At 67.5% G+C, this 26123-nt stretch carries 27 protein-coding genes; 16 read left to right on the top strand and 11 right to left on the bottom strand.

The genetic code is table 11. The annotated features are described in order from the left end of the window. Positions 1–11 precede the first annotated feature (11 nt). Positions 12–563 carry a DUF3558 family protein gene (locus tag KV110_RS20100; protein WP_246634755.1) on the top strand — a complete coding sequence of 184 codons (552 nt, stop codon included), beginning with the start codon at positions 12–14 and terminating at the stop codon, positions 561–563. Positions 564–566: 3 nt separating this feature from the next. On the opposite strand, the gene KV110_RS20095 is transcribed toward KV110_RS20100, so the two are convergent. The 6 genes from KV110_RS20095 to KV110_RS20070 all read right to left on the bottom strand — a co-directional run bounded on the left by KV110_RS20095 (position 567) and on the right by KV110_RS20070 (position 5480). Then, positions 567–2288, bottom strand: a complete 1722-nt coding sequence (locus KV110_RS20095) for an urease subunit alpha (protein WP_218477913.1) — start codon at positions 2286–2288, stop codon at positions 567–569. Beyond that, on the bottom strand, positions 2281–2601 hold the full coding sequence (locus tag KV110_RS20090) for an urease subunit beta (protein WP_218477911.1): 321 nt from the start codon (positions 2599–2601) through the stop codon (positions 2281–2283). The genes KV110_RS20095 and KV110_RS20090 overlap by 8 nt, the downstream gene beginning before the upstream one ends. 50 nt (positions 2602–2651) lie before the next feature. Further along, positions 2652–2954 carry an urease subunit gamma gene (locus tag KV110_RS20085; RefSeq protein ID WP_218477910.1) on the bottom strand — a complete coding sequence of 101 codons (303 nt, stop codon included), beginning with the start codon at positions 2952–2954 and terminating at the stop codon, positions 2652–2654. 81 nt (positions 2955–3035) lie between these two features. After that, complete coding sequence (locus tag KV110_RS20080; RefSeq protein WP_246634754.1) at positions 3036–3425, bottom strand: PaaI family thioesterase; 390 nt, start codon at positions 3423–3425, stop codon at positions 3036–3038. 100 nt (positions 3426–3525) lie between these two features. Next, positions 3526–4347, bottom strand: a complete 822-nt coding sequence (locus tag KV110_RS20075; RefSeq protein ID WP_246634653.1) for a carbonic anhydrase — start codon at positions 4345–4347, stop codon at positions 3526–3528. Positions 4348–4769: 422 nt separating this feature from the next. Further along, on the bottom strand, positions 4770–5480 hold the full coding sequence (locus KV110_RS20070) for a hypothetical protein (RefSeq protein ID WP_218477908.1): 711 nt from the start codon (positions 5478–5480) through the stop codon (positions 4770–4772). A 107-nt stretch (positions 5481–5587) separates the two neighbouring features. On the opposite strand from KV110_RS20070, the gene KV110_RS20065 reads away from it, so the two are divergent. From KV110_RS20065 to KV110_RS20005, 13 genes are all read left to right on the top strand, one after another. Further along, positions 5588–6634, top strand: a complete 1047-nt coding sequence (locus KV110_RS20065; RefSeq protein ID WP_218477907.1) for a FecCD family ABC transporter permease — start codon at positions 5588–5590, stop codon at positions 6632–6634. After that, positions 6631–7716, top strand: coding sequence for a FecCD family ABC transporter permease (locus KV110_RS20060; protein ID WP_218477906.1), 1086 nt, complete (start codon positions 6631–6633; stop codon positions 7714–7716). Before KV110_RS20065 ends, KV110_RS20060 begins: the two co-directional genes overlap by 4 nt. Then, on the top strand, positions 7713–8582 hold the full coding sequence (locus KV110_RS20055) for an ABC transporter ATP-binding protein (protein WP_281427788.1): 870 nt from the start codon (positions 7713–7715) through the stop codon (positions 8580–8582). Before KV110_RS20060 ends, KV110_RS20055 begins: the two co-directional genes overlap by 4 nt. A 78-nt stretch (positions 8583–8660) precedes the next feature. Next, complete coding sequence (locus KV110_RS20050; protein WP_218477905.1) at positions 8661–9050, top strand: BlaI/MecI/CopY family transcriptional regulator; 390 nt, start codon at positions 8661–8663, stop codon at positions 9048–9050. A gap of 40 nt (positions 9051–9090) precedes the next feature. After that, positions 9091–10029, top strand: a complete 939-nt coding sequence (locus KV110_RS20045) for a M56 family metallopeptidase (RefSeq protein WP_218477904.1) — start codon at positions 9091–9093, stop codon at positions 10027–10029. A 218-nt stretch (positions 10030–10247) separates the two neighbouring features. Further along, a complete protein-coding gene (locus KV110_RS20040) occupies positions 10248–11915 on the top strand; it encodes a DEAD/DEAH box helicase (RefSeq protein ID WP_218478674.1) in 1668 nt (555 codons plus the stop codon). A gap of 5 nt (positions 11916–11920) precedes the next feature. Then, positions 11921–12766, top strand: a complete 846-nt coding sequence (locus KV110_RS20035; RefSeq protein WP_218477903.1) for a DMT family transporter — start codon at positions 11921–11923, stop codon at positions 12764–12766. Positions 12767–12973: 207 nt separating this feature from the next. Continuing rightward, positions 12974–14410, top strand: a complete 1437-nt coding sequence (locus KV110_RS20030; protein ID WP_218477902.1) for a GuaB1 family IMP dehydrogenase-related protein — start codon at positions 12974–12976, stop codon at positions 14408–14410. Positions 14411–14819: 409 nt separating this feature from the next. Next, a complete protein-coding gene (locus KV110_RS20025; RefSeq protein ID WP_218477900.1) occupies positions 14820–16226 on the top strand; it encodes a hemolysin family protein in 1407 nt (468 codons plus the stop codon). Next, positions 16219–17283, top strand: a complete 1065-nt coding sequence (locus tag KV110_RS20020) for a hemolysin family protein (RefSeq protein ID WP_218477899.1) — start codon at positions 16219–16221, stop codon at positions 17281–17283. Before KV110_RS20025 ends, KV110_RS20020 begins: the two co-directional genes overlap by 8 nt. 295 nt (positions 17284–17578) lie before the next feature. Further along, the gene (locus tag KV110_RS20015) at positions 17579–18502 is read left to right on the top strand and encodes a 3-methyladenine DNA glycosylase (RefSeq protein WP_218478672.1); all 924 of its coding nucleotides are present in this window, start codon (positions 17579–17581) and stop codon (positions 18500–18502) included. A 414-nt stretch (positions 18503–18916) separates the two neighbouring features. Further along, positions 18917–20491 (top strand): LVIVD repeat-containing protein, encoded by a 1575-nt coding sequence (locus KV110_RS20010; RefSeq protein WP_218477897.1) that lies wholly within the window; start codon positions 18917–18919, stop codon positions 20489–20491. Between the two features lie 2 nt (positions 20492–20493). Next, entirely contained in the window at positions 20494–21153 is a 660-nt protein-coding gene (locus KV110_RS20005) for a DUF305 domain-containing protein (RefSeq protein WP_246634652.1), read from the top strand. Positions 21154–21161: 8 nt separating this feature from the next. Here the strand turns inward: KV110_RS20005 and KV110_RS20000 are convergent, their stop codons facing one another. Further along, complete coding sequence (locus KV110_RS20000) at positions 21162–21920, bottom strand: NAD(P)H-dependent oxidoreductase (RefSeq protein ID WP_218477895.1); 759 nt, start codon at positions 21918–21920, stop codon at positions 21162–21164. A 206-nt stretch (positions 21921–22126) separates the two neighbouring features. On the opposite strand from KV110_RS20000, the gene KV110_RS19995 reads away from it, so the two are divergent. Next, complete coding sequence (locus tag KV110_RS19995) at positions 22127–22888, top strand: PaaI family thioesterase (RefSeq protein WP_218477894.1); 762 nt, start codon at positions 22127–22129, stop codon at positions 22886–22888. Positions 22889–22921: 33 nt separating this feature from the next. Here the strand turns inward: KV110_RS19995 and KV110_RS19990 are convergent, their stop codons facing one another. The 3 genes from KV110_RS19990 to KV110_RS19980 form a co-directional block, all read right to left on the bottom strand. Beyond that, positions 22922–23431 (bottom strand): hypothetical protein, encoded by a 510-nt coding sequence (locus KV110_RS19990; protein WP_218477893.1) that lies wholly within the window; start codon positions 23429–23431, stop codon positions 22922–22924. Between the two features lie 360 nt (positions 23432–23791). Further along, a complete protein-coding gene (locus KV110_RS19985; protein WP_218477892.1) occupies positions 23792–24022 on the bottom strand; it encodes a hypothetical protein in 231 nt (76 codons plus the stop codon). Positions 24023–24083: 61 nt separating this feature from the next. Beyond that, the gene (locus tag KV110_RS19980; protein ID WP_246634651.1) at positions 24084–24773 is read right to left on the bottom strand and encodes a TetR/AcrR family transcriptional regulator; all 690 of its coding nucleotides are present in this window, start codon (positions 24771–24773) and stop codon (positions 24084–24086) included. An 86-nt stretch (positions 24774–24859) separates the two neighbouring features. On the opposite strand from KV110_RS19980, the gene KV110_RS19975 reads away from it, so the two are divergent. Then, a complete protein-coding gene (locus KV110_RS19975; RefSeq protein WP_218477891.1) occupies positions 24860–25528 on the top strand; it encodes a hypothetical protein in 669 nt (222 codons plus the stop codon). Positions 25529–25597: 69 nt separating this feature from the next. Here the strand turns inward: KV110_RS19975 and KV110_RS42090 are convergent, their stop codons facing one another. Beyond that, complete coding sequence (locus tag KV110_RS42090; protein WP_218477890.1) at positions 25598–26110, bottom strand: peptidase inhibitor family I36 protein; 513 nt, start codon at positions 26108–26110, stop codon at positions 25598–25600. Between the last annotated feature and the right edge of the window lie 13 nt (positions 26111–26123).

The raw sequence follows: 26123 nt of genomic DNA, 5'->3' as shown, positions 1-26123 counted from the left end.
CTGACCCGTTGATGATCCAGAAGGGAGCGGTGATGATCCCGTTCTCTGTCCGCAATGCCGGACTTGCCGTTATTGCCCTGGCCGGATTGCTGACCGGATGTAGCAGCGGTACCACACCGGAGGCCGCCCGCACGGCGCCCGCCGCCCCGTTCGCCGACTGCGCGCCGCTGTCCACCCAGCAGATCAGCGACGCCGTCCACGCCGACCGGCTCATCGCGCAGCACACCTTACCGGCCTGCCGGTGGGCTGCCCAGATCGGCGCCGGCGGCGCTGACATCAGCTTCACCTTCTCCGCCACGGACTCGCTCCAGCAACTCTGGGACCGCGCCAGGTCGGACGGTTTCCAGACCGAACATATGGTGATCACCAAACATGCGCTCGGCACGGTGACCGCGACCGCGTTCTACGTCCGCGACCCGCACGACCCCACCGGCTGCGCCGTTGTCGCCGCGTCCAACGGCGCCATCACCTGGCGCGTCCAGAACCTTTCGCGCACAACATCACTCGATCCCTGCGCCGCTTCGCTCGAGCTGGCCACGATGATGGTCGACCTGTCGCCGTAACGCTCAGAACAGGAAATAGCGCTGTGCCATCGGCAGTTCGGTGGCCGGTTGCTCGGTCCAGACCTCGCCATCGATGCGGACGGTAAAGGTGTCCGGGTCGACTTCGATGCGCGGCATCGCGTCGTTATGGGGCATGTCGGTCTTCTTGCGATCCCGAACGTTCTTGACAGGGGCCAGTTTTCGGTTGATCCGCAGCCGGTCGGCGAGGCCGTCGTCGATGGCTTGCTCGGAGACGAAGTGCAACGAGGTGGCCGCCGCGACGAGCGGTGCCGCGCCGAACATCGGCCGCGGCAGCACCGGCTGCGGCGTCGGGATGGACGCGTTGGCATCGCCCATCGCCGCCCAGGCGATGGCACCGCCCTTGAGCACGGCGTGCGGGCGGACGCCGAAGAAGGCGGGCTCCCAGAGCACCAGGTCGGCGAGCTTGCCGACGGCCACGGAACCGATCTCGTGGTCGAGGCCGTGCGCCACGGCGGGGCAGATGGTGTATTTCGCGATGTAGCGCTGGACGCGGGCGTTGTCGGCGGCGCCGTCACCGGGCAGCGCGCCACGGCGGCGCTTCATCACGTGCGCGGTCTGCCAGGTGCGCATGACCACCTCGCCGATGCGGCCCATCGCCTGGGAGTCGCTGCCGATCATCGAGATCGCGCCGAGGTCGTGCAGCAGGTCCTCGGCGGCAATGGTGGACGGGCGAATCCGGCTCTCGGCGAACGCGAGATCCTCCGGGATGGACGCGCTGAGGTGGTGGCACACCATGAGCATGTCCAGGTGCTCGTCGAGGGTGTTGACGGTGTGCGGTCGGGTCGGGTTGGTCGAGCTTGGCAGCACGTTGAGATGCGCTGCGACCGTGATGATGTCGGGCGCGTGCCCGCCGCCCGCGCCCTCGGTGTGATAGGCGTGGATGCCTCGGCCCGCGATGGCGCCGAGGGTGTCCTCGACGAAACCGGCCTCGTTCAACGTGTCCGAGTGCAGCGCCACCTGCACGCCCGCCGCGTCGGCGACGGTGAGGCAGGCGTCGATCGCGGCCGGGGTGGAACCCCAGTCCTCGTGCAGCTTGAAACCCGATGCGCCGCCGCGCAATTGCTCCCACATGGACTCAGCGCTGACCGTGTTGCCCTTGCCGAGCAGCACGATGTTCAGCGGCCAGCCGTCGGTGGCCTCGAACATCCGGGCCAGGTGCCAGGAGCCGGGCGTGACGGTGGTCGCCTTGCTGCCCTCGGCGGGGCCGGTGCCGCCGCCGATCAGGGTGGTGATGCCGCCGCCGAGCGCCTCGTCCATCAGCTGCGGGCAGATGAAGTGCACGTGGCAGTCGATGGCGCCCGCGGTGAGGATGCGCCCGTTGCCCGCGATGATCTCGGTGGACGGGCCGACCACCAGGTCGGGGTGCACCCCGTCCATCGTGTCCGGGTTACCCGCCTTGCCGATGGCGCAAATGCGGCCGTCCCGAATTCCGACGTCGGCCTTGATGATTCCCCAGTGGTCGACGATGACCACGCCGGTGATCACGGTGTCCGGGGTGCCATCGGCCCGGGTGGCGCGGGCCTGCCCCATGGATTCGCGCAGCACCTTGCCGCCGCCGAAGACCGCCTCGTCACCCGCGAGACCCGGACCGCCGCTGCGGTCTTCGGTGATCTCGATCAGCAGATCGGTGTCGGCCAGGCGAATTCGGTCACCGGTCGTCGGCCCGAACAGTTCGGCATAACGGGCGCGGCTCAGTTCACTCATGCTGTCCATCCAGGTGTCCGGGCGGGTTCAGGCTGATGCCGTGCACTTCGCGGGTGCCGCCGATCGGGACCAGCGAAACCCGCTGTCCGAGACCCGGTTCGAAACGCACCGCGGTGCCAGCCGGGATATCAAGCCGTCGGCCGTGCGCGGCGACGCGGTCGAAGCGCAGCGCGGCGTTGGCCTGCGGGAAGTGCACGTGGCTGCCGACCTGCACCGGACGGTCGCCGGTATTGACCACGTCGAGTCCGATCCGATCGGCACCGGCGTTCAGCTCGATAGTGCCCTCGGCACAGAAGTATTCACCGGGAATCATGCCGTGCGCGCCCAGTCGAGGGCTTCGCCGTGGTCTGTCATGCGGCCCTCCTAGCCGATCGGATGGTGGACGGTCACCAGCTTGGTGCCGTCCGGAAAGGTGGCCTCGACCTGGACGTCGTGAATCATCTCCGGCACGCCCGCCATCACGTCGGAACGCGTGAGAACCGTTCGGCCGGACGACATCAGCTCGGCGACCGAGCGACCGTCCCGCGCGCCCTCGAGCACGTGGTCGGTGATCAGCGCGACGGCCTCCGGGTGGTTCAACTTGAGCCCACGGGCCTGCCTGCGCCGGGCCAGCTCGGCCGCGTAGCTCAGCAGCAGCCGTTCCTGCTCATGCGGCGACAGTCGCATCCGAGCTCCTCACCAGGTCGGGGTGGATGGGTGACGGATATTCTGGCACGCCCGTTCCGGCCACCCGGGACGAGCGCCCGGTCACGCCTCGGCAGGCAGGTTCTGCAGCCGCACCTGGCCGCGGGCCACCAGTCGGTCCTGCTCGTCGGTGATCACCACCTGCCACAGCTGCTGCAACCGGCCGCGGTGCACCGGGATGGCCTCGCCGGTGAGGGTGCCCTCGCGAACCGCGCGCAGGAAGTCGGTGTTGTTGTTCACTCCGACGACCGTGCCGCGGCCGCCGTACCAGACGCCGCCGCCGACGCTGGCGAGCGTCTCGATGACGGTGCAGTACACGCCACCGTTCTGGATGCCCGCCGGCTGGTAGAGGTGCGGCTTGACGGTCCACTCGGCGCGCACCCGCTCCGGGCTTACCTCGGTGTAGTGCAGGCCGATCAGGTCGGTGAACGTGCCTTCGCTGGCCTTGGTCATCAACTCCGGCGTGATGTTCGCCAGCCACGCGGCCGTCTGGGTCTCCTGCTCTGTCATGCGGTCCACTTTTGCACAGCGCCCGCGGCCGATTACCGCTGGCTCACCCGCCTGCCAGGGTGACCGATCGTCCGTTCAGCGGCTGGATCGGACGGTTGCTGTGCGCGAACAGGATTCGGTATCGGTCCGCGTCGGCGGTCGCGACCGGGACCGGATGCTCGAGCACGGTCCACGAGACGCCCTCGCTGCACGGCGGTGTGGTGAGCGAACCCTGGTAGCGGAATTGGTCTAGATCGGCGGGCAGCAGCGTGCGCAGGTCCACGGCACCTTCGACGGTGGTTTCGGCATCGGTCACTTCCGGTGGGGCCGTGAGCATCGAGTCGAATGCCGATGGACCGTCGGTCGCCTGCATCAGCACGCCGAGCACGGCGGTCTTGCCCGCACTGCTCTTGTGCACCAGGTGCAATTCCATGGTGGTGCCCGCGCCGTCGACGGTGTGTTCGCTCGGCAGGTGGAAGTGGAACTGGGTGAGCTCGTGCGGCACTCCCTCGGCGACGAGGCGATTTCCATTGCCCGCCTGAAGATTTGCCTGCACGGCGTGCCCAGTGTTGACCAGCCGCAACGTCGGCACCGTGCCGTAGTCGAGGGTGATGTGCTCGACCGGGTCCAGCCGGGTGTGGCCCGGCAGATCGATCGGCGATTGTTCGTGCCCGCTCTTACAGGTCACGAACTCCTGGTCGAGCTCGGCCCAGTGGTCGGGACCTTCGGCGTCGTAGTCCCAGTGCGGCGCGGCGTGCGCGCCCATGGGCGGATCGACCTGGCTGCGCGGCTTCGTCTGATCGCCACCACAGGCGGGGACGAGTAGCAGCGCGGCTGCGGACAGCACTGCGGCGAACGAACGGATACGGGACGATTCGGCGAGCACCCGGCACCACTTCCTTGGCACAACGTGAGCGACCGTGAGAACGTCTGCCGGACAAGGCAAACGCGCATCGGCGACTCGGACGCGGTGCGCGCGGGCGCACCGATGGTCGGCGACACGGGCACCGAGCCGATCGGCTACGCGGCGGTGGTCGACACGCCGGTCTGCGCGGAATGGGACGAATACCCCAGGGGGTCAGGGGATTTCGCATCCGTGTCGCGGTCACGTTAAACCCAGGTAAACGCGCCACGCCAGAAAATGAATAGCGAGATAGGTCACACAGCGCAGAGTGGTCACCCAGCACAGAGCGATGGGCTCCACCGCGTCAACGGTGGAGCCCATCGCGGCAATGGATCAGGGGTCACCGCAGCCCTCGGGACTCTCGACCAATCCGTACGCCGGTTCCGAGTATAGGTCAGGCTTACCTAACTAAGCAAGCCCGTCGTGCGCCGAACCGGCAATCCGCGCCGCTCCAATGCTGCCAACATCCCTTGACCGCGGCGCGTCCCCACTACCGCGTCGGTGCGCGCGAGCTCCGGCACGTATGTCGAAGCGCCCGCGATGGATTCACCGACGAGCAACCAGAATCGGCGCGCGCTCAGACCCGAGTAGCGGGCCATGCTCGACTGGATCAGCGTCAGCGAGGGCTCGCAGCGGTGCGCCAGCCAGACATACATCGCCCCCTCGCACGGCAGGGTCACCGCACCGGACTCGCCGGCCAGCGGATCACCATCGACCACCCGGATCGTGGTGTCCCCCAGCCCGGCCCAGTCGATGCCGCCGTCGTTGTCGGTGTGGATCCACAGGTTCTCCAGACCGGGATCCCAGGCCCGCCCCTCGGCCACCAGCAGGGCGACCACTCGGCCGACCACCGCGTGGATCAGCGCGGTCGCCACCACCTCCGCCGCGACATCGGCGCGGATCATCTCCGCCGCATGCCTGCGGTACATCAGTTCGATGCGCCCCTCGCGCACCCCGTCGGCCAGCCGCCACCAGCGACGTTTGCCCTGCTCGACCATCGCCGCCACCGCATACACACGCGGATGCTCAGGTTGCAACGCGCGCAACCTGTCACACGTGCGCTCGAACGCCATCTGCGTATGGCGTGGCGGGCAGGTGGTCATGAGCTCGGGCATTGAACCTCCTCGAGGATTGGCCGTCGCGGTACGCACCGCAAGATAGGTTAGGCTTACCAGACCAATCAGTACTCTGCTACATCGAATCTCAGGAGTAGTTCGTCACCGTGACCACGCTTGGCACCGTACGGCGGCGGCGTCTTTCCGGGCTCGTCGTCCTGACCGCTCTACTCCTGCTCACCGTGCTCGCCAGCATCGCGATCGGCACCAGGTCACTCTCGCCGGGCACGGTTTACGACGCCGTGCACAACGCGGTCACCTGCCCGGGTGGACCGTTCAGCTGTCCGGCCGGTTCCACCGCCGAGGAAATCGTACGTGGACTCCGGCTGCCTCGCACGGCACTGGCGCTGGTCACCGGACTGGCGCTGGGCATCGCGGGCGCGCTGATCCAGGGCTACACGCGCAATCCACTCGCCGACGCCGGACTGCTCGGCTTGAACGCCGGTGCCGCCTTTCTCGCGGCACTGAGCATCTACCTGTTCGGGTTCACCTCGCCGGAGCAATACATCTGGTTCGCCTTCGCGGGCGCGTTGATCGCCGGGCTGGTGGTGTTCGGGGCGTCGGCGGTCGGCGGCGGCAAGGCAAGCCCGCTGAGTCTCGTGCTGGCCGGCGCGGCAGTCACCGCGTTTTTGCAGGCGATGACAAATGCCGTTGTGCTCCTTGATCCCACGGCGCTGGACACCTACCGGTTCTGGGTCGTCGGCTCGGTGGCCGGCCGCGACGCCGCGGTGTTGTGGCAGGTGCTGCCATTCCTGGCGTTCGGGGTGCTGCTGGCACTGGTGGCCTCGCCCGGGTTGAACCTGCTCAGTCTCGGCGACGAGGTCGCGCGCGGGCTCGGAGTGAACATCGGCCGCAGTCGCGCTCTCGGGCTGGCCGCGATCGTGCTGCTGTCCGGTGCGGCGACGGCGGCGGTCGGTCCGATCGCGTTTCTCGGGCTCGTGGTGCCGCACCTCGCCCGGGTCATCACCGGGCCGGACTATCGCTGGCTCATCCCGTATTCCGGGGTGATCGGCGGTTTGTTGCTGCTGGTCGCCGACATCATCGGCCGGGTGGTAGCCCGGCCCGGCGAGCTCCAGGTGGGTGTCATGCTGGCCGCGGTCGGCGCCCCGTTCTTCATCGCGTTCGTGCGGCGTCGGAAGTTGGTGAGCCTGTGACACTGTCGCTGAAGACCGAGAGCGTTCGGCCCGCGCTGCGGGTCGGGCCCGTCTCGCTGGTGCTGCGCCCGATCATGGTGCTGGTGGTTGCCGCGTTGGCCGCGGCGATGCTCCTGCTGTTCTGCCTCGACATCGCCACTGGCGAATCACATATCCCCCTCGGCCGGGTGATCGACGTCTTGACCGGCGGCGGAACCAGAGCCCAGCGGTTCATCGTGCTCGACTCCCGGCTGCCGCGGGCGCTCACCGCGTTGGTGGTCGGCGCGGCACTCGGGCTCGCGGGCGCGATCACCCAGTCCATCCTGCACAACCCCCTTGCCGCGCCGGACATGCTCGGCATCACCGCCGGCGCGAGCTTCGGCGCCGTCACGGTGCTGGTGATCGGCGGCGGCAGCGGCCTGGCCGCCACCCTCGGCGGACCGCTGGCCGCGCTGGCGGGCGGTCTGCTCACCGCCGCGGCGATTTATCTGCTGGCCTGGGGGCGCAGCCCGACCGGCGATCGGGGCGTCACCGGGATGCGCCTGGTGTTGATCGGCGTCGGCATGAACGCGCTGCTGCTGTCCGGCATCAGCTGGCTGCTCACCCGCGCCAGCCTGCAAGACGCCCAGCGAGCGCAGTTGTGGCTCAACGGATCTCTCAACAACGCCGACCGATCCGGTTTGCTCCCCGCGGCATTCGCGCTCGCGGTCGTGGTGGTGGTCGCGCTCGGCTCGGCCCGCACGCTGGCCGCGCTTCGGCTCGGCGCCGACACCACCCGCTCGCTCGGTGTCCGGATCCAGACCCAGCAGGCGATCCTGATCGGCGCGGCGGTGGTCGGCTCCTCGGTGGCGACCGCGGTCGTCGGGCCGGTGAGCTTCGTGGCGCTGGCCGCGCCGCAGATCGCGCGCCGCGTGCTGCGCACTCCCGGCGAACCGCTGATCGGGTCGGCGCTCATCGGTGCCATCCTGGTGGTCGGCGCGGATGTGGCGTCCCGCTCGGTGTTTCCGGCCGACCTGCCGGTGGGCATCGTGACCGCCGCCTTCGGCGGGCCGTTCCTGCTGTACCTGCTCGTGCGAATGAATCGGAAGGCGACGCTGTCATGACCACAGACGCTGCGACCAGCGCGGACCGGGCGCTGACCCGGCTTGCCGCCGACGACGTCAAGCTCGCCTACGGCGACCGGGTGATCATCGACGGCCTCTCCCTCGATATCGCTCCCGGCGTGATCACCACGGTGATCGGCCCGAACGGCTGTGGCAAATCCACGCTGCTGCGCTCGCTCGGCCGACTGCTGCGCCCGCAGCACGGCCGAGTGTTGTTGGACGGCAAGGCCATTTCGACGATGAAGACCAAGGACGTGGCCAGGGTGATCGGCATGCTGCCGCAGTCACCGGTCGCGCCCGAAGGCCTCACCGTCGCCGATCTCGTTGCGCGCGGGCGTCATCCGCATCAGTCGTGGTTCCAGCAGTGGTCGGCCACCGACGAAGCCGAGGTGATGACCGCGCTCGCGCAGACCGGCATCGCCGAACTCGCCGACCGCGCCCTCGACGAGCTCTCCGGCGGCCAGCGCCAACGGGCTTGGATTTCCATGGCATTGGCGCAGGGCACCGACATCTTGCTGCTCGACGAGCCGACCACCTACCTCGACCTCGCGCACGCGGTGGACGTGCTCGACCTGGTCGATCGGCTGCACGCCGAGCTCGGCCGCACCGTGGTGATGGTGCTGCACGACCTCAATCTCGCGATTCGCTACAGCGACGAGCTGATCGTCATGCGCGACGGCCGGATCGTCGCGCAGGGCCGCCCAGCCGACATCATCGACGTCGCCCTGCTGCGCGAAGTTTTCGACCTGGACGCCTCGGTCTTGCCGGATCCGGTCTCCGGCCGACCGATGGTCGTGCCGATCGGCACCCGCCATGTGCTCGGCAAGGCAGGCGGGCCCGTCATGCCCGAATCCGCGCCCGTATGACAAATGACACACCAGCTATTCCATAGTTACGACACCCTGTAGTACGCATGCGCGTCGTTGAGTCCGTAAAATTAGGGAATGGCAGGACTTGGTGAACCCGAGAAAGCGGTCATGGACCAGTTGTGGTCGACCGACGAACCGCAGACAGTCCGGCAGGTGCACGAGGCATTGGCCGCACGCCGCGAGCTCGCGTACACCACGGTGATGACGGTGCTGCAACGACTCGCGAAGAAGAATCTCGTGGTCCAGCAGCGCGACGACCGTGCTCATCGTTACGCGCCGGTGCACACTCGCGACGAACTCGTCGCGAGCCTGATGGTGGACGCGCTGCAACAGGCCGACGCGGCGGGCAGCCGCGCCGCCGCGCTGGTGCACTTCGTGGAACAGGTCGGCAAGGATGAGGCTGCCGCTCTGCGGGAGGCACTCGCTAAGCTCGAAGCATCCGAGGACACACCGCCACCGCAGTAGACTTCTCGGGTCCTGGCCCCCAACGCAGTGAGCTGAGTCGATGAACGCAACCGCGCCGGTATTCGCCGGACTCGCATTGCTTCTCGCGGGGCCTGCTCCGGCCCTGCTCAGCCGGGCGACCTGGACATACCGGACGCCCCGCGCCGCGCTCGTGCTCTGGCAGGCGATCGCGCTGGCCGCCGTGCTCAGCGCGTTCGGCTCCGGTCTGGCCATCGCCGCCGAGCTGCTCGTGCCCGGACCCGACGGCAGGCCGACCACCGCACCCACCCGCGAGATCGACGCGCTCGGGCTGCCGCTGTGGCTGGCCTATGTCTTCGTGTTCGCGCTGACGCTGCTGGTCGGTGCGCGGCTGATCTACGCGATCGTCCGGGTCGGCGTGCACACGCGCAGGCGCCGCGCCCGCCACCGGATGCTGGTCGACCTGCTCGATCAGAGCGGTCCGCGCCGCCGCGCCTCCGATATCCGGGTGCTGGCCGCGACCGAGCCGATCGCCTATTGCCTGCCCGGCCTGCGGCAGCGCGTGGTGATCAGCGAGGGCACGCTGACCAACCTGGCCGACGCCGAGATCACCGCGATCGTCAGCCACGAGCGCTCGCACCTGCGGGCCAGACACGATCTAGTGCTCGAGGCGTTCACCGCGGTACACGAAGCATTTCCGCGGGTGGTGCGCAGCAAGGCCGCGCTCGGTTCGGTGAAACTGCTCATCGAACTGCTCGCCGACGATTCCGCGGTGAAGGTGACCGGCCCGAAACCGCTGGCTCGCGCCCTCGTCGCCTGTTCCAAGTCCACCGCACCCCAGGGTGCGCTCGCGGCGGGCGGGCCGACCACCCTGATTCGCATTCAGCGACTCAGCGGACGCACCAGTGACGTGCGCATCGCCGGTGCCGCCTACCTCGGCTCGGCCGCCATTCTCGTGGTTCCGACGATGGCCGTCGCGGTCCCCTGGCTCGTCGAGCTGGGTCGGCTGTTCCACGGCTGACACTCGTAGGACGTATCCTGGACACTTGGCCCGCCGCTCGGTCGGCCGCATCGTCTTCTCGCGCTGTACCCGATGTCGCAGCGCGCGGTGCCCCGGAACTCGGTCACCGCCCCGACCCACCGAACAGCGCGTGCACGGATTCGAGCGCGTCATACGAAAGGCACACACCACCCGTGACCTCCTCGACACCCGTCGCCGCTGCGCCCGGCGTGACCTTCATGGACCTGGGCCTGCCCGCTGTGCTCGTGCAAGCACTGCGCCGCGACGGCATCGAGGCACCGTTCCCCATCCAGGCCGCGACCGTGCCGGACGCACTCGCGGGCAAGGACGTACTCGGCCGCGGCCCGACCGGCTCCGGCAAGACCCTCGCGTTCGGGCTGCCCATGCTGGCCCGGCTGGCGAGCGGGTCGACCAAGCCGGGCAGACCGCGCGGTCTGGTGCTGGTACCCACCCGCGAACTGGCCGCGCAGATCGAACGCGCCCTGGACGAGCCCGCTCTCGCGATCGGCCTGCGGGTCGCCTCCGTGGTCGGCGGCGCGCCGATCCGGCGACAAGCCGAGCGGCTCGCGCGCGGCGTCGACCTGCTCATCGCCACGCCCGGCCGGCTCGCCGATCTGATCGCGCAGGGCTCGGCGGCGCTGTCCGACGTGCAGATCACCGCCTTGGACGAGGCCGACCACATGGCCGACATGGGCTTCCTGCCGCAGGTCACCAAGCTGCTCGACCAGACCCCGAAAGACGGTCAGCGCCTGCTGTTCTCGGCCACCCTCGACGGTGAGGTGGACAAGCTCGTCAAGCGCTACCTGCGCTCCCCCGTCACCCATTCGACCGCCCCCGCGTCCGCGTCCGTCGCCACCATGACGCACCACCTGCTCTTTGTGCGGGACAAGATGGCCAAGCGGGCCGTCGCCGCCGAGATCGCCGCGCGCGACGGGCTCACCATCATGTTCGTGCGCACCAAGCACGGCGCCGACCGGCTGGCCAAGCAGCTGCGCGGCTCCGGCATTCCGGCGGGCGCGCTGCACGGCGGCAAGGCGCAGAACAACCGGACCCGCACGCTGGCGGCCTTCGCCGACGGCAGCATTCCGGTCTTGGTCACCACGGACGTCGCGGCGCGCGGCATTCACGTCGACAACATTTCCCTTGTCGTGCACGTTGATCCGCCCGCCGAGTCCAAGGCGTACCTGCACCGGGCCGGACGCACCGCACGCGCGGGCGAGGACGGCGTGGTCGTCACCCTGGTCATGGACGAGGAACGGCGTGAAGTCGAGACGATGACCCGTAAAGCGGGGGTGGAGATCGTCGGCATCGAGGTTCGGCCGGGCGATCGTCGGCTGATCGAGATCACCGGCGCGCGACAGCCGTCGGGGGTACCGGTCGCCGCGCCCGCGCCGCCGAAGCAGCCGGTGGCAGCGGGGGCGTCGAACTCGGGCACCGGGCGCCGGCGTTCCGGAGCGGGCCGTCGGTCGGGTTCGGCCGAGACTCGCGGTGGCGGTGCACCGGTCCGGGCCGAGGCCTCGGCGGGTGAACGCCGGAGGGACGGTTCGGTCAAGGGGTCCTCTCGCGACGACAATTCGGCGGCGAGCAGGGGCGGCGCGAACCGCACCGGTGGCGGGCGCGGGGCGGCGAAGGTCGGGGCGGGCACCGGCGTGGCGCGCGGTGCGAGCCGCGCTGCCGGGTCGGGCAGCTCCGGGCGGAACGCCGCAGGCACCTCAGGATCGACCGGCCGCTCAGCCGGTTCCACCTCGGGGTTCGCGGGTCGTTCCGCAGGCGCTACCGCCGGGTTCACCGGCCGCTCCGGCGGCACCGACACGCCCGGGAATGGGCGCCGACGCGCCGTGCGTCCAGAGCGCGCTCCGGAGCGCGGCAATCGTGGGGCAAACTGACCGAAGTGTCCAACCATCCGGTAGGCGCTGTCGGCTGCGCGCTGCTGGCCGCGCTGTTCTTCGCGCTGGCGGCGGTTGCGCAGCAGCGCGCGGCCGCCTCAGTGCCTGAAGGCGATTCGCTCGTTCGCGCACTGCTGAGCAATCCGCGGTGGTGGGCAGGTGTGCTGGGCGATATCGGCGGCTACGGAATGCAGGTGGCCGCGCTCGCTCTCGGTGCGGTCCTGCTGGTGCAACCGATCCTGGTGAGCGCGCTGGTGTTCGCGCTACCGCTGGCCGCCAAACTCAATGGCCGCCGGATCACCGGACGGACCTGGGCCACCGCACTCGCGCTCACCGCGGCACTCGCCTGCTTCCTGCTCGTCGGCAACCCCACCGAGGGCAATACCAATGCCCCACTGCGGGATTGGCTGATCCCGCTGACCATCCTGGTCGGCCTCATCGGCACCGCGACCGCACTCGGCATCCGCGCCCCCGCCCCCGGCCGCCGAGCGCTACTCCTCGGCACCGCGAGCGGTTCGCTCTATGGCCTCGCCGCCGCGCTCACCTCCTACGTCACCGGCCTGTTCGAACACGGCATCGGCCACGTCCTCACCAGCTGGCAGACCTGGGCACTGGTCGCGGCCGGAATCACCGGCGTCTACTTGCAACAGCGGGCATTTCAAGCGGGCCCGCTCTCGGCCTCACTGCCCGCGGTGACCATCGCCGAACCGCTCGCAGCGGCCTTCATCGGCGTGACCGTCCTCGACGAACGCTTCCGCACCAACACTTTCGGCCTCGTGCTCACCGGCCTCGCGGTAGTCGTCATGTGCGCCACCACAATCCGTCTCTCCCGCACCCAGGCCGCCGCCTGACTCACCCCGCCGCATCGTTCTCGGGCGCTGCGCTGCGCGGTTCGCTGGGGGCGCGCCGGGGTTTTGCGGGCGGGTGGGGTGGAGCGGTTGCGGGGGCGAGGGGCGGCGTCACCGCAGCCTGTGCGGCCGACGCGGCATGTGACGTTCATCTCCGTGGAGTGCTGGGGAATTGCGCGTCATCGGCCGGACTTGGTTATCATCGGTTAAGTGCAGTTTCTCCCTGGCCATCAGCCGCCGTATGACCTGACCTACGACGACATCTTCCTCGTCCCTAATCGGACGGATGTCGCCTCACGGTTCGATGTCGACCTCTCCACCGTCGACGGGTCCGGCACCACCATCCCCATCGTCGTGGCGAACATGACCGCGGTCGCGGGACGCCGGATGGCCGAGACCGTCGCCCGCCGCGGCGGCATCGTGGTCCTCCCGCAGGATCTGCCGATCAGCGCGGCCGCCGACACCATCGCCTTCGTCAAGAGCCGCTCGCTCACCGCCGACACCCCGGTCTCCCTCGACCCGGAACGCTCGGTGTCCGAGGCCGTCGCCCTGATGCACAAGCGCGCCCACGGCGCCGTCGTGGTGGTGGACGCGGGTCGCCCGGTCGGTGTCGTCACCGAGGCGTCGTGCACCGATGTGGACCGGTTCGCCCGGCTGCACGACGTGGCGATCACCGATTTCGTGCAGGCCCCCGCCAGCACCTCGCCGCGTGACATCTTCGAACTGCTCGAGTCCAAGCACGCCCAGCTCGCGGTGCTCACCGCCGAGGACGGCACCTTGGCCGGCGTGATGACCCGCACCGGCTCGGTCCGCGCCGGGATCTACCAGCCCGCCGTCGACGCCAAGAACCAGTTGCGCGTCGCCGCCGCGGTCGGCATCAACGGTGACGTGGTCGCCAAGGCCAAGGCCCTGGTCGACGCGGGCGCCGACGTCCTCGTCATGGACACCGCGCACGGCCACCAGGCCAAGATGCTCGAATCCCTCAGCGCCGTGCGCGATCTCGGCCTCGGCGTGCCGCTGGTAGCGGGCAATGTGGTGTCCGCGCATGGCACCCGCGACCTGGCCGCCGCCGGCGCCGACATCATCAAGGTCGGCGTCGGCCCCGGCGCCATGTGCACCACCCGCATGATGACCGGCGTCGGCCGCCCGCAGTTCTCCGCGGTCGCCGAATGTGCCACCGCCGCCAAGGAACTCGGCGTGCACATCTGGGCCGATGGCGGCGTGCGGCACCCGCGCGACGTCGCCCTCGCGCTGGCCGCGGGCGCGTCCAACGTGATGATCGGCTCCTGGTTCGCCGGCACCTACGAATCCCCCGGCGACCTGCGCGTCGACCGCGACGGCAACGCCTACAAGGAGAGCTTCGGCATGGCGTCCAAGCGGGCCGTCGCCGCCCGCACCGCCACCGACAGCGCCTTCGACCGGGCCCGCAAGGCCTTGTTCGAGGAGGGCATCTCCAGCTCGCGCATGCGTCTCGATCCGGAACGTCCGGGTGTGGAAGACCTCATCGACCACATCTGCTCCGGCGTGCGCAGCGCATGCACCTACGCGGGCGCGCGCAGCCTGGCCGAATTGCACGAGAAGGCCGTGCTCGGCGTGCAGTCCGCCGCTGGATTCGCCGAAGGACGCCCGCTGCCCAGCGGTTGGTGAGCTGCGTCTGATCGTCCGCCTGCCACGCTCCGTGTTCGCGCTCTGTTGGTCTCGTGCCCGGCAGCGTCGCAGGTGGCCTGCATTGAATTTCGATGTGCCGCGGATTCGCGCGGACGTGAGACGGCCCGCGACCGGCCGTTGACGGCCCCGCGCGTCGTGATCACCGTCCGACACGCCCGCGACAGCACCCCACCGGCCCACGCGACCGCATGCGTGGGCCGGTAACATAGGGGTTGCCGGTCTCCGGCCCCATGTCTCCGGCTTGCGAAAGGATCCAGTTGTCACCCGCGTCCGAGGGCGCAGCACAGGAGGGCTCCTCTACCGAGCCGGGTGACAAACCCGGCGTCCTCCTTCCCCCAGCCCCGTTCCCCACCGGCCAGTTCCCAGCACCGTTCGGGTGGTGCTGACGATGTCCGTCGCACTAACGGCGCTCAGCCTGCTGGGGTTCATCGCTCTCACGGCAGGCACCGCACTGTTCGTCGCCGCCGAATTCTCGCTCACCGCACTGGAACGCAGCACCGTCGAAGCGCACGCGCGCGCCGGTGACGTCCGCGCCAGGATGGTCCGGCAAGCCCATCGCACGCTGTCTTTCCAGCTGTCCGGCGCCCAGCTCGGCATCACCATCACCACCCTGATCACCGGTTACATCGCCGAACCGGTGCTCGCGCGGCTGCTCGATCCGCTGTTCACCGGCATCGGACTCAGCGACGGCACCGCGCGCGGCACCTCGCTGGCCCTCGCGCTCGTCCTGGCCACCTCGCTGTCGATGATCTACGGCGAATTGGTGCCGAAGAACATCGCCATCGCCAAGCCGCTGGCCACCGCGCGCACCACCGCCGCACCGATGGTCGCCTTTTCCGTCGTGTTCAAGTGGCTGATCCACTTCCTGAACAACACCGCCAACTGGGTGGTCCGCAGGCTCGGTGTGGAACCGGCCGAGGAACTTCGTTCCGCGCGATCACCGCAGGAACTCGGCTCGCTGGTGCGCACCTCCGCGCTGCGCGGCGCGCTCGACCAGCGCACCGCACTGGTCATCGACCGGTCGCTGCAGTTCGGCGAGCGCAGCGCCGAGGAACTGATGACCCCGCGGGTGAAGATCGAGTCGCTGGACAAGCTGGACACCATTGCCGACCTCATCGCGGCGGCCAGCCGCACCGGTTACTCCCGATTCCCGGTGATCGACGGCGACCTCGACAACACCCTCGGCGTCGTGCACGTGAAGCAGGCGTTCACCCATCCGGCAAGCGTGCGCCGCACCATTCCGCTGCAGATGCTGGCGCACCCGGTCCCGATCGTGCCCGCCAGCCTCGACGGCGACGCGGTGCTCGAACGCATCCGGGCCGACGGCATGCAGGTCGCGTTGGTCGTCGACGAATACGGCGGCACCGCGGGCATCGTCACCATGGAGGACATCATCGAGGAGATCCTCGGCGATGTCCGCGACGAGCACGACGAGGAAGAACTCGACGTACGCCGAGTGTCCGACGGCTGGGACTGTTCCGGTCTGCTGCGCATCGACGAGGTGTCGAGGGCCACCGGATACGACGCCCCCGAAGGCGAATACGAAACGCTCGGCGGCCTCGTGCTCACCCGCCTCGGCCGCATCCCGGTGGCCGGCGACGAGGTCGTGCTGCCGAATCCGCGCTCGCAGCAATGGTCTTCGATCGAACAGCCGAGCACCGGTGGCTGGATCGCGCGGGTGGAACGCATGGACGGACGCCGCATCGACCGGGTTCGCCTGGTCCCGGTCGCTCCGGATGACCTGGCGTTCCACCAGATTCAGGCGGAACACGAGCAGGAGCACAGTCATGGGTGATCTGTTCGGTGTCCTGCTCACCGTGGTGTTGCTCGCGGGCAACGCGTTCTTCGTCGCCGCCGAGTTCGCCTTGATCTCGGCCCGCCGTGACCGCCTGGAGGCGCTGGCCGCCCAGGGAAAGCGCAACGCCAACATCGTGATTCGGGCCGGTGAGAACCTGTCGATGATGCTGGCCGCCGCGCAGCTCGGCATCACCATCTGCTCGATCCTGCTCGGTCGCGTCGGCGAACCGGCGGTGGCGCACCTGCTGGAGGGGCCGTTCAATTTCCTCGGCATGCCCGAACAGTTGCTGCACCCGGTGGCATTCGCGGTCGCGCTGGCCATCGTGGTGGTCCTGCACATCCTGTTCGGCGAAATGATCCCGAAGAACATCGCCCTGGCCGGTCCGGAACGCAGTGCACTGCTGCTGGTTCCGGTGCACCTCATGTGGTTGCGACTGGCCCGCCCGCTGATCGCGATCTACAACCTCGCCGCGAATCTCTCGCTGCGGTTGATTCGGATCGAACCCAAGGACGAACTGCAAGCGACCGTCTCGTCGGTGGAACTCGCCGAGATGATCGGCGAGTCGCGCTCGGAGGGCCTGCTCGACGAGGAAGAGCATCGGCGACTCACCCAGGCACTGGGCACCAGCGAACGAGTGGTCGCCGACGTGATGGTGTCACTGGAAACGACCAGGACAGTTCCCCTGCGCGGCAACGGAACCACCCTCGGCGACATCGAGACCGGCGTCGCCGAAACCGGCTTCTCCCGCTACCCCGTGCAAGCGAGCGACGGTTCACTGGTCGGCTACCTGCACGTGAAGGATGTGCTGGACAAGGTCGCCGACGAGAGCGCAGGCCCGGGAACCCCCATCCCGCGCACCGACATCCGTCCGCTACCTACGGTGAGCATGCACACCCCGCTGTACGAAGCGCTCGCCAGACTGCGCCGCACCAACAGTCACCTCGGTCGCGTAGTTGACACCCGCGGCAACACCACAGGCATTGTGGCGCTGGAGGATTTGGTGGAAGAGTTCGTCGGCACGGTCCGCGACGGGACGCACCGGATCATCGAATGAGCGTGGTTCGTATGGGTTCGCACCGGTTCCTCCTCCCGGTGCACTCCCACGCGCGGTGCTGCAGGTACGAGCGCTCACGGTGGTGCCGGTACGACGCGACTCCCGTAATCTCGTTCAACCCCCCGGACGCACGATTGCCGGAGTCCGGTCCATGCTCAGCTGTCGCATGGTTGCCGCAGTCCAACCCACGCCCGACTGACACATGGTCCGCGGAATCCAACCCATACTCGGCTGCCGCATGCTCGTCGGCGTCTGGCCCACATCCGGCTGTCGCATGAGCGCCCAGCGAGCCGAGATGGCGGTGCTTGCCGAAGCGCAGTGGCGCGCACGGGCTGCTGCGCATCTGGTGCGGGTGGATCAGCTGGTCGGGCCGTATGTCGAGCGGCGGGCGGCGGGGTCGTCACATCCGGTGATCGATTTTCTGTTCACCTATTACGGGCACAAGCCTGCGCAGCTGCGGCGGTGGCATCCGGGGTTCGGGGTCGGGCTGGCTGGGGCTCGCGAATACGATGGTGCGCGGGGGTACCATCGGCTTCCGGATGCAGTACCGGATTCTGTTGCGGGACAAGAGCAGTCGTCTGGATCCAGCGTTTTCACGGCCGACCCGGCTTATCTGGAACGACGCCGCGACACCATCGAGTTCGTCGCGAATCTTCTGCGCGCCACGGCGTCTCGTCCGGCTCAGCTGTCCTGTTTCGGACTGCACGAGTGGGCGATGGTGTACCGCACCGACGACGTCCGGCATCAGCAGGTGCCGCTGCGTCTGGGCCGGTCGGGCACCGACGAGGTCGTCGAGTCGATGTCGCTGCGCTGCACCCACTTCGACGCTTTTCGCTTCTTCACACCCGATGCTGTCGGCCGCAACGCCGAACCGCTGACCCGCGCCGACCAGGTCAGCCGAGAACAACCCGGCTGCCTGCACGCGAACATGGATCTCTACAAGTGGGGCTTCAAGCTCGTTCCGCTCGTCCCGTCCTCGCTAATTCTGGACTGCTTCGAATTGGCCTGTGCCGCACGTGAACTCGACATGCGCGCCAGCCCCTACGATCTGTCCGAATACGGATACACGCCGGTGCGCATCGAAACACCCTCCGGGCGAGCGGAATACGTGCGAGCACAGTCCGCGCTCGCCGAGCGATCGGCCGAATTACGCCAGGTTCTACTCGACACCTGCACCGAACTCCTAGCGCACGACGCGTCCGCTCTGGCAGCCGACTGAAGCCTCGCACCACCCCCGGCCACACCTTCCGCTCACGTTGGGCCCTGTTGGCAGTGCTCGATCGCGGCCGTGGCTCGTGCAGGGAGGGTCATGTGGTCACCACGGTGACGACCGCCGACGACCCGTGAAAGCCGTCCGCACGGATACCCTCCCCCGTCCCCCAGCCCACCGCACCACACACCCGTTCTTGCAAGCCGCACACCCTCTGTACTGGGTGTCCGGCTTGCAAAAACAGTGTCCAGCCTGGCCGATCGACCTGCCGCGACGGACGGTCGGCGGCACCGCGTCACGGCATTTCATCGAAAGCGCCCGCATAAGTTAACGGTAGTACCTACCATTCAGTCAGTTCCTCCTGCTGTCCCAGTCAGCAGCGGGACAACGGACAACTCATTGATGAAGGTTGGGGTTCCGACGATGCGCTCACTGACGAGCCTGCGCCGATTCAAGCCGCTGGCCCTGGTTACGGTCGGCCTCGCCGCCGCGTTGATGCTGCCCAGCAGCGCATCGGCCGACCTGCAGTCCGATATCCAGAACGCCGTGCAGGAATTCCTCGACGTCGGCCGCACCGCCGTCCCACGGGCGGACTGCGGGCCCGGTTCGATGCCAGAGAACGGCATGCAAGGCGACGTCACCGCCGCTGACCGAGACAGCGGCCGCTCCACCCAGGGCTACCGCTGCAACATGTCGTTCGTCGGCGGCTTCGCCGGTCGTGGCGCGGGCATCACCTCGACCAGCTTCGAGCACTGCTCGTACATGGGCTCCTTCTTCCCCGGCGACCTGATCAGCGAGGGCCGCGGCGTCCAGGTGCTCGACGTCTCCGATCCGGCGAATCCGCGACCGACGGCCAACCTCACCGAACCCGCGATGCTCGCGGGCACCTGGGAGAGCCTGAAGGTCAATACCGCACGCAAGCTGCTCGTCGGCACCGGTGTGCCGGTCGGCACCGGCGTGGGCTACCTGTCGGTCTACGACATCTCCGACTGTGCCCATCCGCGCCTGCTCAACCCCGGTCCCGGCACGAATATGCTGATGCCACTGCCGATTACGACGCACGAGGGCGGCTTCTCCCCCGACGGCAACACCTACTGGGCCTCAGGTATCGCGCCAGGCTTCGTCAGCGCCGTCGACCTCTCCGATCCGGCGAACCCGCACGTCGTCTGGCAGGGCCTGACCGGCATCGAGGCACACGGATTCGGCATCAGCGCCGACGGCAACCGGATGTACATTTCCGCGCTCGGTGGTTTCACCGTGCTCGACATCAGTGCGGTGCAGCGCCGCGACCCGAACCCGCAGGTGCACCACATCGGCCGGGTCTTCTGGACCGACGGCTGGGCCACCCAGCACAGCATCCCGGTGACCTACGACGGCAAGCCCTACCTCTACACCGTCGACGAAGGTGGTTCGGGCGGGGTGAAACTCATCGACATCGCCGACGACACCAACCCGAAGGTCGCCGCGAAAATCAAGCTGGAAATCAATCTGCCGCAGAACCTCGACAGCAATATCGGTTCGTCCATGGGTGGTTCGGCCTTCGCCTACGAATCGCACTACTGCACGGCCGACCGCCGAGACAACCCGACGGCCCTCGCGTGCGGCTGGATCTCCTCTGGCATCCGGGTTTTCGATGTACGCGACCCCCGCAATATCCATGAGATCGCCTACTACAACCCACCTGCCCGGACCGGTCAGAACCTCAGTTTGTGGAACTCGCCGCACGCGCTCGCCTCGATTATCGGCGTGCCGCTGATGAGCACACCACCCGCCATTCGCGCGGTGCTGGAAGGGCAGTTCAATCCGGCCGACGCACTCACCCCGCGCACCGGCAGGCTGGCCTTCGGCGACGTCTCCACCGACTGGTGCCTCTCACCGCCGGAATGGCGTGGCTCGCAGCTGTATGTCACCTGCTCCGACAACGGGTTCATGGTGTTGCAGCTCGACAACGACGTGTATTCGCCACCGGCGGACCAAGAATCGATCGTCGGGTCGTAGCGGTGCCACGCTGGATCCGGGGTGCCGCGCTCGCCTCACTCGCCTTTGCCCTGCTGGTGCTCGGTGCGGCACTGCGCCCACTCGTGCTACCGGAAACGCACACGGCCACTCCGATTCTCAGCGCGGTGGAGATCGGTTTCCTGCAGGACATGACCGCGCATCACCAGCAGGCGCTGATCATGGTGCAGCGCCTGGACCGCAATATCGATCCCGCCGTGCTGCGCCTGACCCAACAGCTCGACGACACCCAACGGCTCGAGATCGGCACCATGCTCGGGTGGTTACGTCTGGCCAACGCGTCGCCGGTGGGAGCGCATCCGATGGCCTGGATGCACGCCGATGAAGCTGTGCCACATCAGCATTCGACGCCGATCGCACAGGCCGATCCGAAACAGACTTCGGGCACCACGATGGCGGGAATGGCGACGATAGCCGAACTCGACGCCCTCGCCGCCACACGCGGCCGGGACGCCGAAACCCTGTTCTTACAGCTCATGTTTCGCCATCACCAGGGCGGGATCGCCATGGCGCAAGCCGCCGACCAGCTCCTCCCGTCCGGCCCGGTCAAGGAAACCGCGCGCTCGATGATCCACGCGCAGGGCCAGGAAGCCGGACTCATGGGTGTCCTACTGGCCCAACGTGGCGCCGCGCCGCTGCCCTGATCCGGGGGTTACCCGGCTACGTGCAGCCCGAATCCGTTGGCCCCCGGCACCTCTCGGCCAGCCGCCAATCGCAGGCTTCGGTCGTAATCGCCACCGCCTTGCGGGCGGTACCGAATCGGTTCGAGCTTCTCCAGGCCCGACAGCCGCTCGCGCAGATCATCGGCGATATCGTCGAAGCGGTCCGAGTCGACCCGAATTGTGCCGTGCACCAGGAACGGTGGCAGCACGTCCATCCCCGGGTAGTACAGGATTCCGTGCTGGATCGGGAACAGCAGATCCTCCACCGGCCCGTTGATCCCCCGATCGGAATACGACGACTCCTTCCCACCGATGGAAACCACCAGCATCGCCCGCCGCCCCGCCAGCACCCCCGCACCGTATCGCGGCACCGCCGTTCCCCCGGCCCCGTAGGCAAACCCGCAGGTGAGCACCCGATCCACCCACCCCTTCATGATCGCGGGCATACCGAACCACCACAGCGGAAAATGCAGCAGAACCGTGTCGGCCCAGAGCAATTTCTCCTGCTCAGCACGAATATCCGGGCTCAGCGTCCCCGCTCGATACGCCTCCCCCGAAGCCAACATGAAATTGGACTCATCCACCGCCCCGAAATCGTCCGTATCCGCCTGCGCCTTCCACCCCATCGCATACAGATCGCTAACCCGAACCTCATGCCCATCCGCCCGCAATTGCTCGACGGCAACATCTTTCAGCGCCCCGGTCAGTGAGTCGGGCTTCGGGTGCGCGTACACAACAAGTACGTTCATTCCAGCTTTCGTCACACCCCGTCGCAACACCCCACCACTCCACGAAATTCCAACCCACCCCCGTACCTGCACTTTTGGGTGGCATTGTCCGAGAAGACCGAGTGGTGGCAGCGATGGCCCGAGCCGCATGATTCGACCGAACCGCGACGTCGGTATGGTCGATTGGGAGCGGCTGAGGCTGTGGGCCGGGAGGGGTTGAGCACCATATGATTCGGACGGACACGTTCACTGTGCCTGAGCACGTGCACGGTTACCCGGGGGTCGCTTTCGGCGGGTACGTGGCGGGCCTCCTTGCCGCGCAATCCGCCGCCGCGGAGTTGCGGGTCGACTTTCGGCGCAAGGTCGCGGTCGACACCCCGATAGCCGTGCGTCCCACCGAATCCGGCGGTTGCGCTCTGATCGATCTCGATGGCAACGTTCTCGTGGAAGCCTCCTCCTCGGTCGTAACCATCGCTCCGCCTCCTGCCCCATCCTGGCGCGATGCCCTCGCCATCACCGAGGCCCAAGCCACCAAGCGCCGCGAAAATGACTGTTACGGTTGCGGATCCGCCTGCCCACCCGGGCGTGGCCTTCGCCTGTTCCCCTGGGCCGTCCCCGAACGAGACCGCGTCATCGCAGCCTGGACCCCTGACCCCGCCCTGGCCGCCCCCACCGGCGAACTCCCGCCCGAAGTAGTCTGGGCCGCCCTCGATTGCCCCGGCGGCTGGGCCGCCGGGGCCCTCCGCAAAATGCGCCGCGGCTCGGTAACCGCCGCCATCACAGCTACCCAACTAGCCCCCGTCTGGCCCGATCACCCCTACATTTCCTACGCCTGGCCGATCAGTCACGAAGGCCGCAAACACACCGTCGGCGTCGCACTGGCCACCCCCGACGGCACCCCATGCGCGCTCGCAGAAGCACTATGGATCGAGCCCCGCCCGGACTCAACGCCCGACCACCAGCTACCACCACACTCGAATCGCACTTAGTCACCCGCGTAACAAGGCGAATCACGCTGCCGCTCAAGACTCTTCGCTGAACCGATACCAGTTCCCATGAAACGGTTCGTACCCGATCCCCGCAGCGGGCGTCCCGATATACGGTGGCGCGGCGTCCGGGAAGTAGGCGAACCCCTTCGAATTCGACTCTTCCCCTTGGGTATAGAACAAACAACCCCCGTCCCGGCGGGTGATGAACGTGATTGTGTAGACGCCGAGGCGGGTGCGGTGGCCAGGGTTCACGCAGTCAACCGCTTGGTCTTGAAGGATGTCTCGAGACAGTTTCCAGCCGGTGGATTCCGGAACGTCGTACCAGACCAGCGCGCCGAACACGACGATGACAAGGGGCGCGACGACACTGTAGAAGAAGGCCCGATAGCGAAACACCCCGAGTAACCCGAACAGCAGGGCGACCACGCCGAGCACCCCGATGGCCAGCCACAGGATCACCTTGATGGGCAGCGCCCCTTCGGCCGCCAACTGCCAGAACAGGACTAGGCAACACAGCACGAGCAGGGCTGTCAAGAGCCCCATCCAGAGTACGAACCAACCTGGGGTACGGCACGCGGATCCGGCAGTTTTCACGTGATCAACATACGGCTGCCCGCGGGTATGGACAGCGAAATCCCCTAACCCGGCAGCGATCAGGCGCCGCAGGGCGAAGACCGGAGTCGCGGGTACGAATACACGAACGCCCCGGCCGAAGACCAGGGCGTTCGCAGACTAACCGTTCATCGCGAAATCACAGCGGCGGAAACCCGGACGAGCCGGTGGCCATCCAATTCCAGAACATCGCCGCACGATTGGCGAGCAACGCGACAACGTCGAGGACAACGCTTCCCATAAATCTTCCTCACATCCGACTATCTCCAGTGCAGCGCCCAGGGTAGCGGATCAGCGTTCCATCGACCTGAGCGCCGACGACAATCCACCGACACCCTCATCGATCCACCTGCGACCAGCAACCCCGATGACCCCATCGAACATCAGCAAATGTTCGCCCGCGTCCTCGCGCGTGAGGACGACGCCCAGTCCAAGGATCGCACCCGGATTTGAGACGGTGCGGACTCGGAAGCGGTGGTAGAGCCAGTCCTGAACCAGGGCGATCAGGTCGATCCCGGTCAACCATCCAGCGATCGCGTTGGGGGACTTCGTCACTGCCGGGAACCGGTAAGCGGGCGGTACCTCACGCGTTGGCGGAGTCTGCGCTGTTTGTCCGGGAGTTGAAGACAACCTGGATGAAAGTCTCGGTGTGCTGGAGGATCTCATCGCGCGCGCCATTGCGCTCCTGCGCTGTCGCGTCGGCGTGCAGGTGCAGGATTCTGGCGAGTCCGATCGGGCTGGTGAACCACAGCGCCAAGTCGTGTGCTGAGCCGAGACTGCGCGCTATGAGTCCGTCGCTGATCCACCGGTCCAGCAAATGCGCGACGGAGGCTCGCATGGCCTGGAGAGCATCCCGCAATGCGGGATCGTGCAGGAGGCCGTCCCTGGTTATCAGGCTGATCAGCAGGCGTGCGTCCGCGCTGTCCCACTCGTCGAGAAAGGCGAGCACGAGCTCGCGTAGGTATCGCGGTGGATCAGTCGCGGCGAGATCCGGATCGACCCGTCCGGTCATGGTGGCCACACCTTGCGGCCCGAACTCGGCCAGGACTGCGTCGAAGATCGCCTGTTTGCTGGAGAAGTGGGCGTACAGCACGCTTTCGCTCAGCCCGACCTCCCGCGCGATCGCCCGGATCGAGGTTCCGGCATAACCGTTGTGCGCGAACAATCGCAGCGCGGCGCGCTGCAGCAGGCGTTTGGTGTCGCCCGCGGCGGCTTTGCGGGGTCGTCCTGGCTTCCGCGCCCGTGCTGCCGACCCCTCCGAGGTGCCTTCCATAGCGCCTTTCGACTTGCGGCAAAAATTAATCGATCGTTCGATTATATTGCTAGCATAGTGGGGAAGCACAAACCAAGGAGATGGTCATGACCGCGACCAACCCGCCGGCCCCGTTCACCGAGCCCGCGTCCTACGGCTACCTCTATCTCGGAATGCGCATCGACCCGCCGCAGAGAACACCCTTCGTAGGCAGAAGCGCGTCGCGCACCGACGCACTCCGGCGCTGCACCACCATGGCCCGGCGACTCGAAACACGGTCCGAGGTCGTGCGGGTCACCGTGTACGAGGCCCTCCTGATCCCCCCGGCAACCAACCACCCGCGGTTCGACGTGCTGGTCCTGGTCCAGACGACCTCACCCGAAACGATCCCGGCCGTCGAGGCCGACGAGGCCTTGATGCACTTGGACGCCGACTTCGTGATGGCAGCACGTAACACCAGACGCATCGGTGACATCGACCATGCGACTTCAGATGCCTTCCTGTTCAACCACTTCACTTCGCCCGAGACCGAACCCGCGCTGCGCCAGTGGGAACAGATCGCCGGCTGGTTCACCCACAAAGCCGGGGTGGACCACTCGGCCCTGCTCCAACCCACCGGCGAGTCCCCATACGTGTTCGTCAACCACGTCGCCCTCCCCTGCGGCCCCCTACGCTTCTTCCTCCGCCTGCTCCAGCCAAGTTTCCGAAAGTCGGTATCAAAAAGACTGAGCGCGAACCAGATCGGATTCGCGGCAATCGTCTGCAAGCCCGTGTGACACGCGAACGCCCGTCCGCGTTGCCATGCTGCTTCTCTCGTCTTCGGTGGCGCCGTCGACGCTCGTCAGCTAGTCCCGATCCCACCAAATACATACGTCCGGAGGATTGTTCCCCCAGTCGAAGGTGTCATGTGAGCTGATTCTGTTTTCAATACTCCACATCAGTGGGTCCCCAAAATTGGCGAGATTGCTGCTCTCCGCGCCAGGAGCCGCGCAGTGCCGGAACTGGCCTGCTGCCCCCCACCGACCAGCATTCGCGCGTGTTTCCCCGAAGACAACCCAGTGGCCACTTCTGTTCCGGTAGGAGGAGATCTTGTCTTCCATCGTCCCGTCGCAGTTGTTCCATCGCGGAGATCCGTTTCCGTAGTTGGAGTCCTCGTTCGGTGGGACGAAATCGTAGAAGCAGCCTTTGAAGTCGTCGTTCTGCCAGACGCAGATCTCGCCGCGTTCACATTTGCCGTCGCCGGTTGCGGGTGCTGCGGTGACAGGCGCCCCTGAGCTGGCGGCGTACAGTCCGATAGCCAGTATTGTTCCAGTCAGTGCGCTGCGGAATCTGTGTATCGACGATACTTTTGTCTTCATGATCGCTACTCCA

This window comes from Nocardia iowensis, from assembly GCF_019222765.1.
GTDB classification, from domain to species: Bacteria; Actinomycetota; Actinomycetes; order Mycobacteriales; family Mycobacteriaceae; genus Nocardia; species Nocardia iowensis.
This window is presented reverse-complemented; position numbering and strand designations above follow the sequence as displayed.

What these genes read in the sequence shown, in the direction of transcription:
- KV110_RS20040 (WP_218478674.1), top strand. Translation starts at nt 10,248, where the DNA reads ATGGACCTGGGCCTGCCCGCTGTGCTCGTGCAAGCACTGCGCCGCGAC.
- KV110_RS20070 (WP_218477908.1), bottom strand. Translation starts at nt 5,480, where the DNA reads ATGCCCGAGCTCATGACCACCTGCCCGCCACGCCATACGCAGATGGCG.
- KV110_RS20000 (WP_218477895.1), bottom strand. Translation starts at nt 21,920, where the DNA reads ATGAACGTACTTGTTGTGTACGCGCACCCGAAGCCCGACTCACTGACC.
- KV110_RS20050 (WP_218477905.1), top strand. Translation starts at nt 8,661, where the DNA reads ATGGCAGGACTTGGTGAACCCGAGAAAGCGGTCATGGACCAGTTGTGG.
- KV110_RS20090 (WP_218477911.1), bottom strand. Translation starts at nt 2,601, where the DNA reads ATGATTCCCGGTGAATACTTCTGTGCCGAGGGCACTATCGAGCTGAAC.
- KV110_RS20055 (WP_281427788.1), top strand. Translation starts at nt 7,713, where the DNA reads ATGACCACAGACGCTGCGACCAGCGCGGACCGGGCGCTGACCCGGCTT.
- KV110_RS20025 (WP_218477900.1), top strand. Translation starts at nt 14,820, where the DNA reads ATGTCCGTCGCACTAACGGCGCTCAGCCTGCTGGGGTTCATCGCTCTC.
- KV110_RS19980 (WP_246634651.1), bottom strand. Translation starts at nt 24,773, where the DNA reads ATGGAAGGCACCTCGGAGGGGTCGGCAGCACGGGCGCGGAAGCCAGGA.
- KV110_RS20080 (WP_246634754.1), bottom strand. Translation starts at nt 3,425, where the DNA reads ATGACCAAGGCCAGCGAAGGCACGTTCACCGACCTGATCGGCCTGCAC.
- KV110_RS20015 (WP_218478672.1), top strand. Translation starts at nt 17,579, where the DNA reads ATGGCGGTGCTTGCCGAAGCGCAGTGGCGCGCACGGGCTGCTGCGCAT.
- KV110_RS20085 (WP_218477910.1), bottom strand. Translation starts at nt 2,954, where the DNA reads ATGCGACTGTCGCCGCATGAGCAGGAACGGCTGCTGCTGAGCTACGCG.
- KV110_RS20100 (WP_246634755.1), top strand. Translation starts at nt 12, where the DNA reads ATGATCCAGAAGGGAGCGGTGATGATCCCGTTCTCTGTCCGCAATGCC.
- KV110_RS19995 (WP_218477894.1), top strand. Translation starts at nt 22,127, where the DNA reads ATGATTCGGACGGACACGTTCACTGTGCCTGAGCACGTGCACGGTTAC.
- KV110_RS20010 (WP_218477897.1), top strand. Translation starts at nt 18,917, where the DNA reads ATGCGCTCACTGACGAGCCTGCGCCGATTCAAGCCGCTGGCCCTGGTT.
- KV110_RS19975 (WP_218477891.1), top strand. Translation starts at nt 24,860, where the DNA reads ATGACCGCGACCAACCCGCCGGCCCCGTTCACCGAGCCCGCGTCCTAC.
- KV110_RS19990 (WP_218477893.1), bottom strand. Translation starts at nt 23,431, where the DNA reads ATGGGGCTCTTGACAGCCCTGCTCGTGCTGTGTTGCCTAGTCCTGTTC.
- KV110_RS42090 (WP_218477890.1), bottom strand. Translation starts at nt 26,110, where the DNA reads ATGAAGACAAAAGTATCGTCGATACACAGATTCCGCAGCGCACTGACT.
- KV110_RS20045 (WP_218477904.1), top strand. Translation starts at nt 9,091, where the DNA reads ATGAACGCAACCGCGCCGGTATTCGCCGGACTCGCATTGCTTCTCGCG.
- KV110_RS20020 (WP_218477899.1), top strand. Translation starts at nt 16,219, where the DNA reads ATGGGTGATCTGTTCGGTGTCCTGCTCACCGTGGTGTTGCTCGCGGGC.
- KV110_RS20095 (WP_218477913.1), bottom strand. Translation starts at nt 2,288, where the DNA reads ATGAGTGAACTGAGCCGCGCCCGTTATGCCGAACTGTTCGGGCCGACG.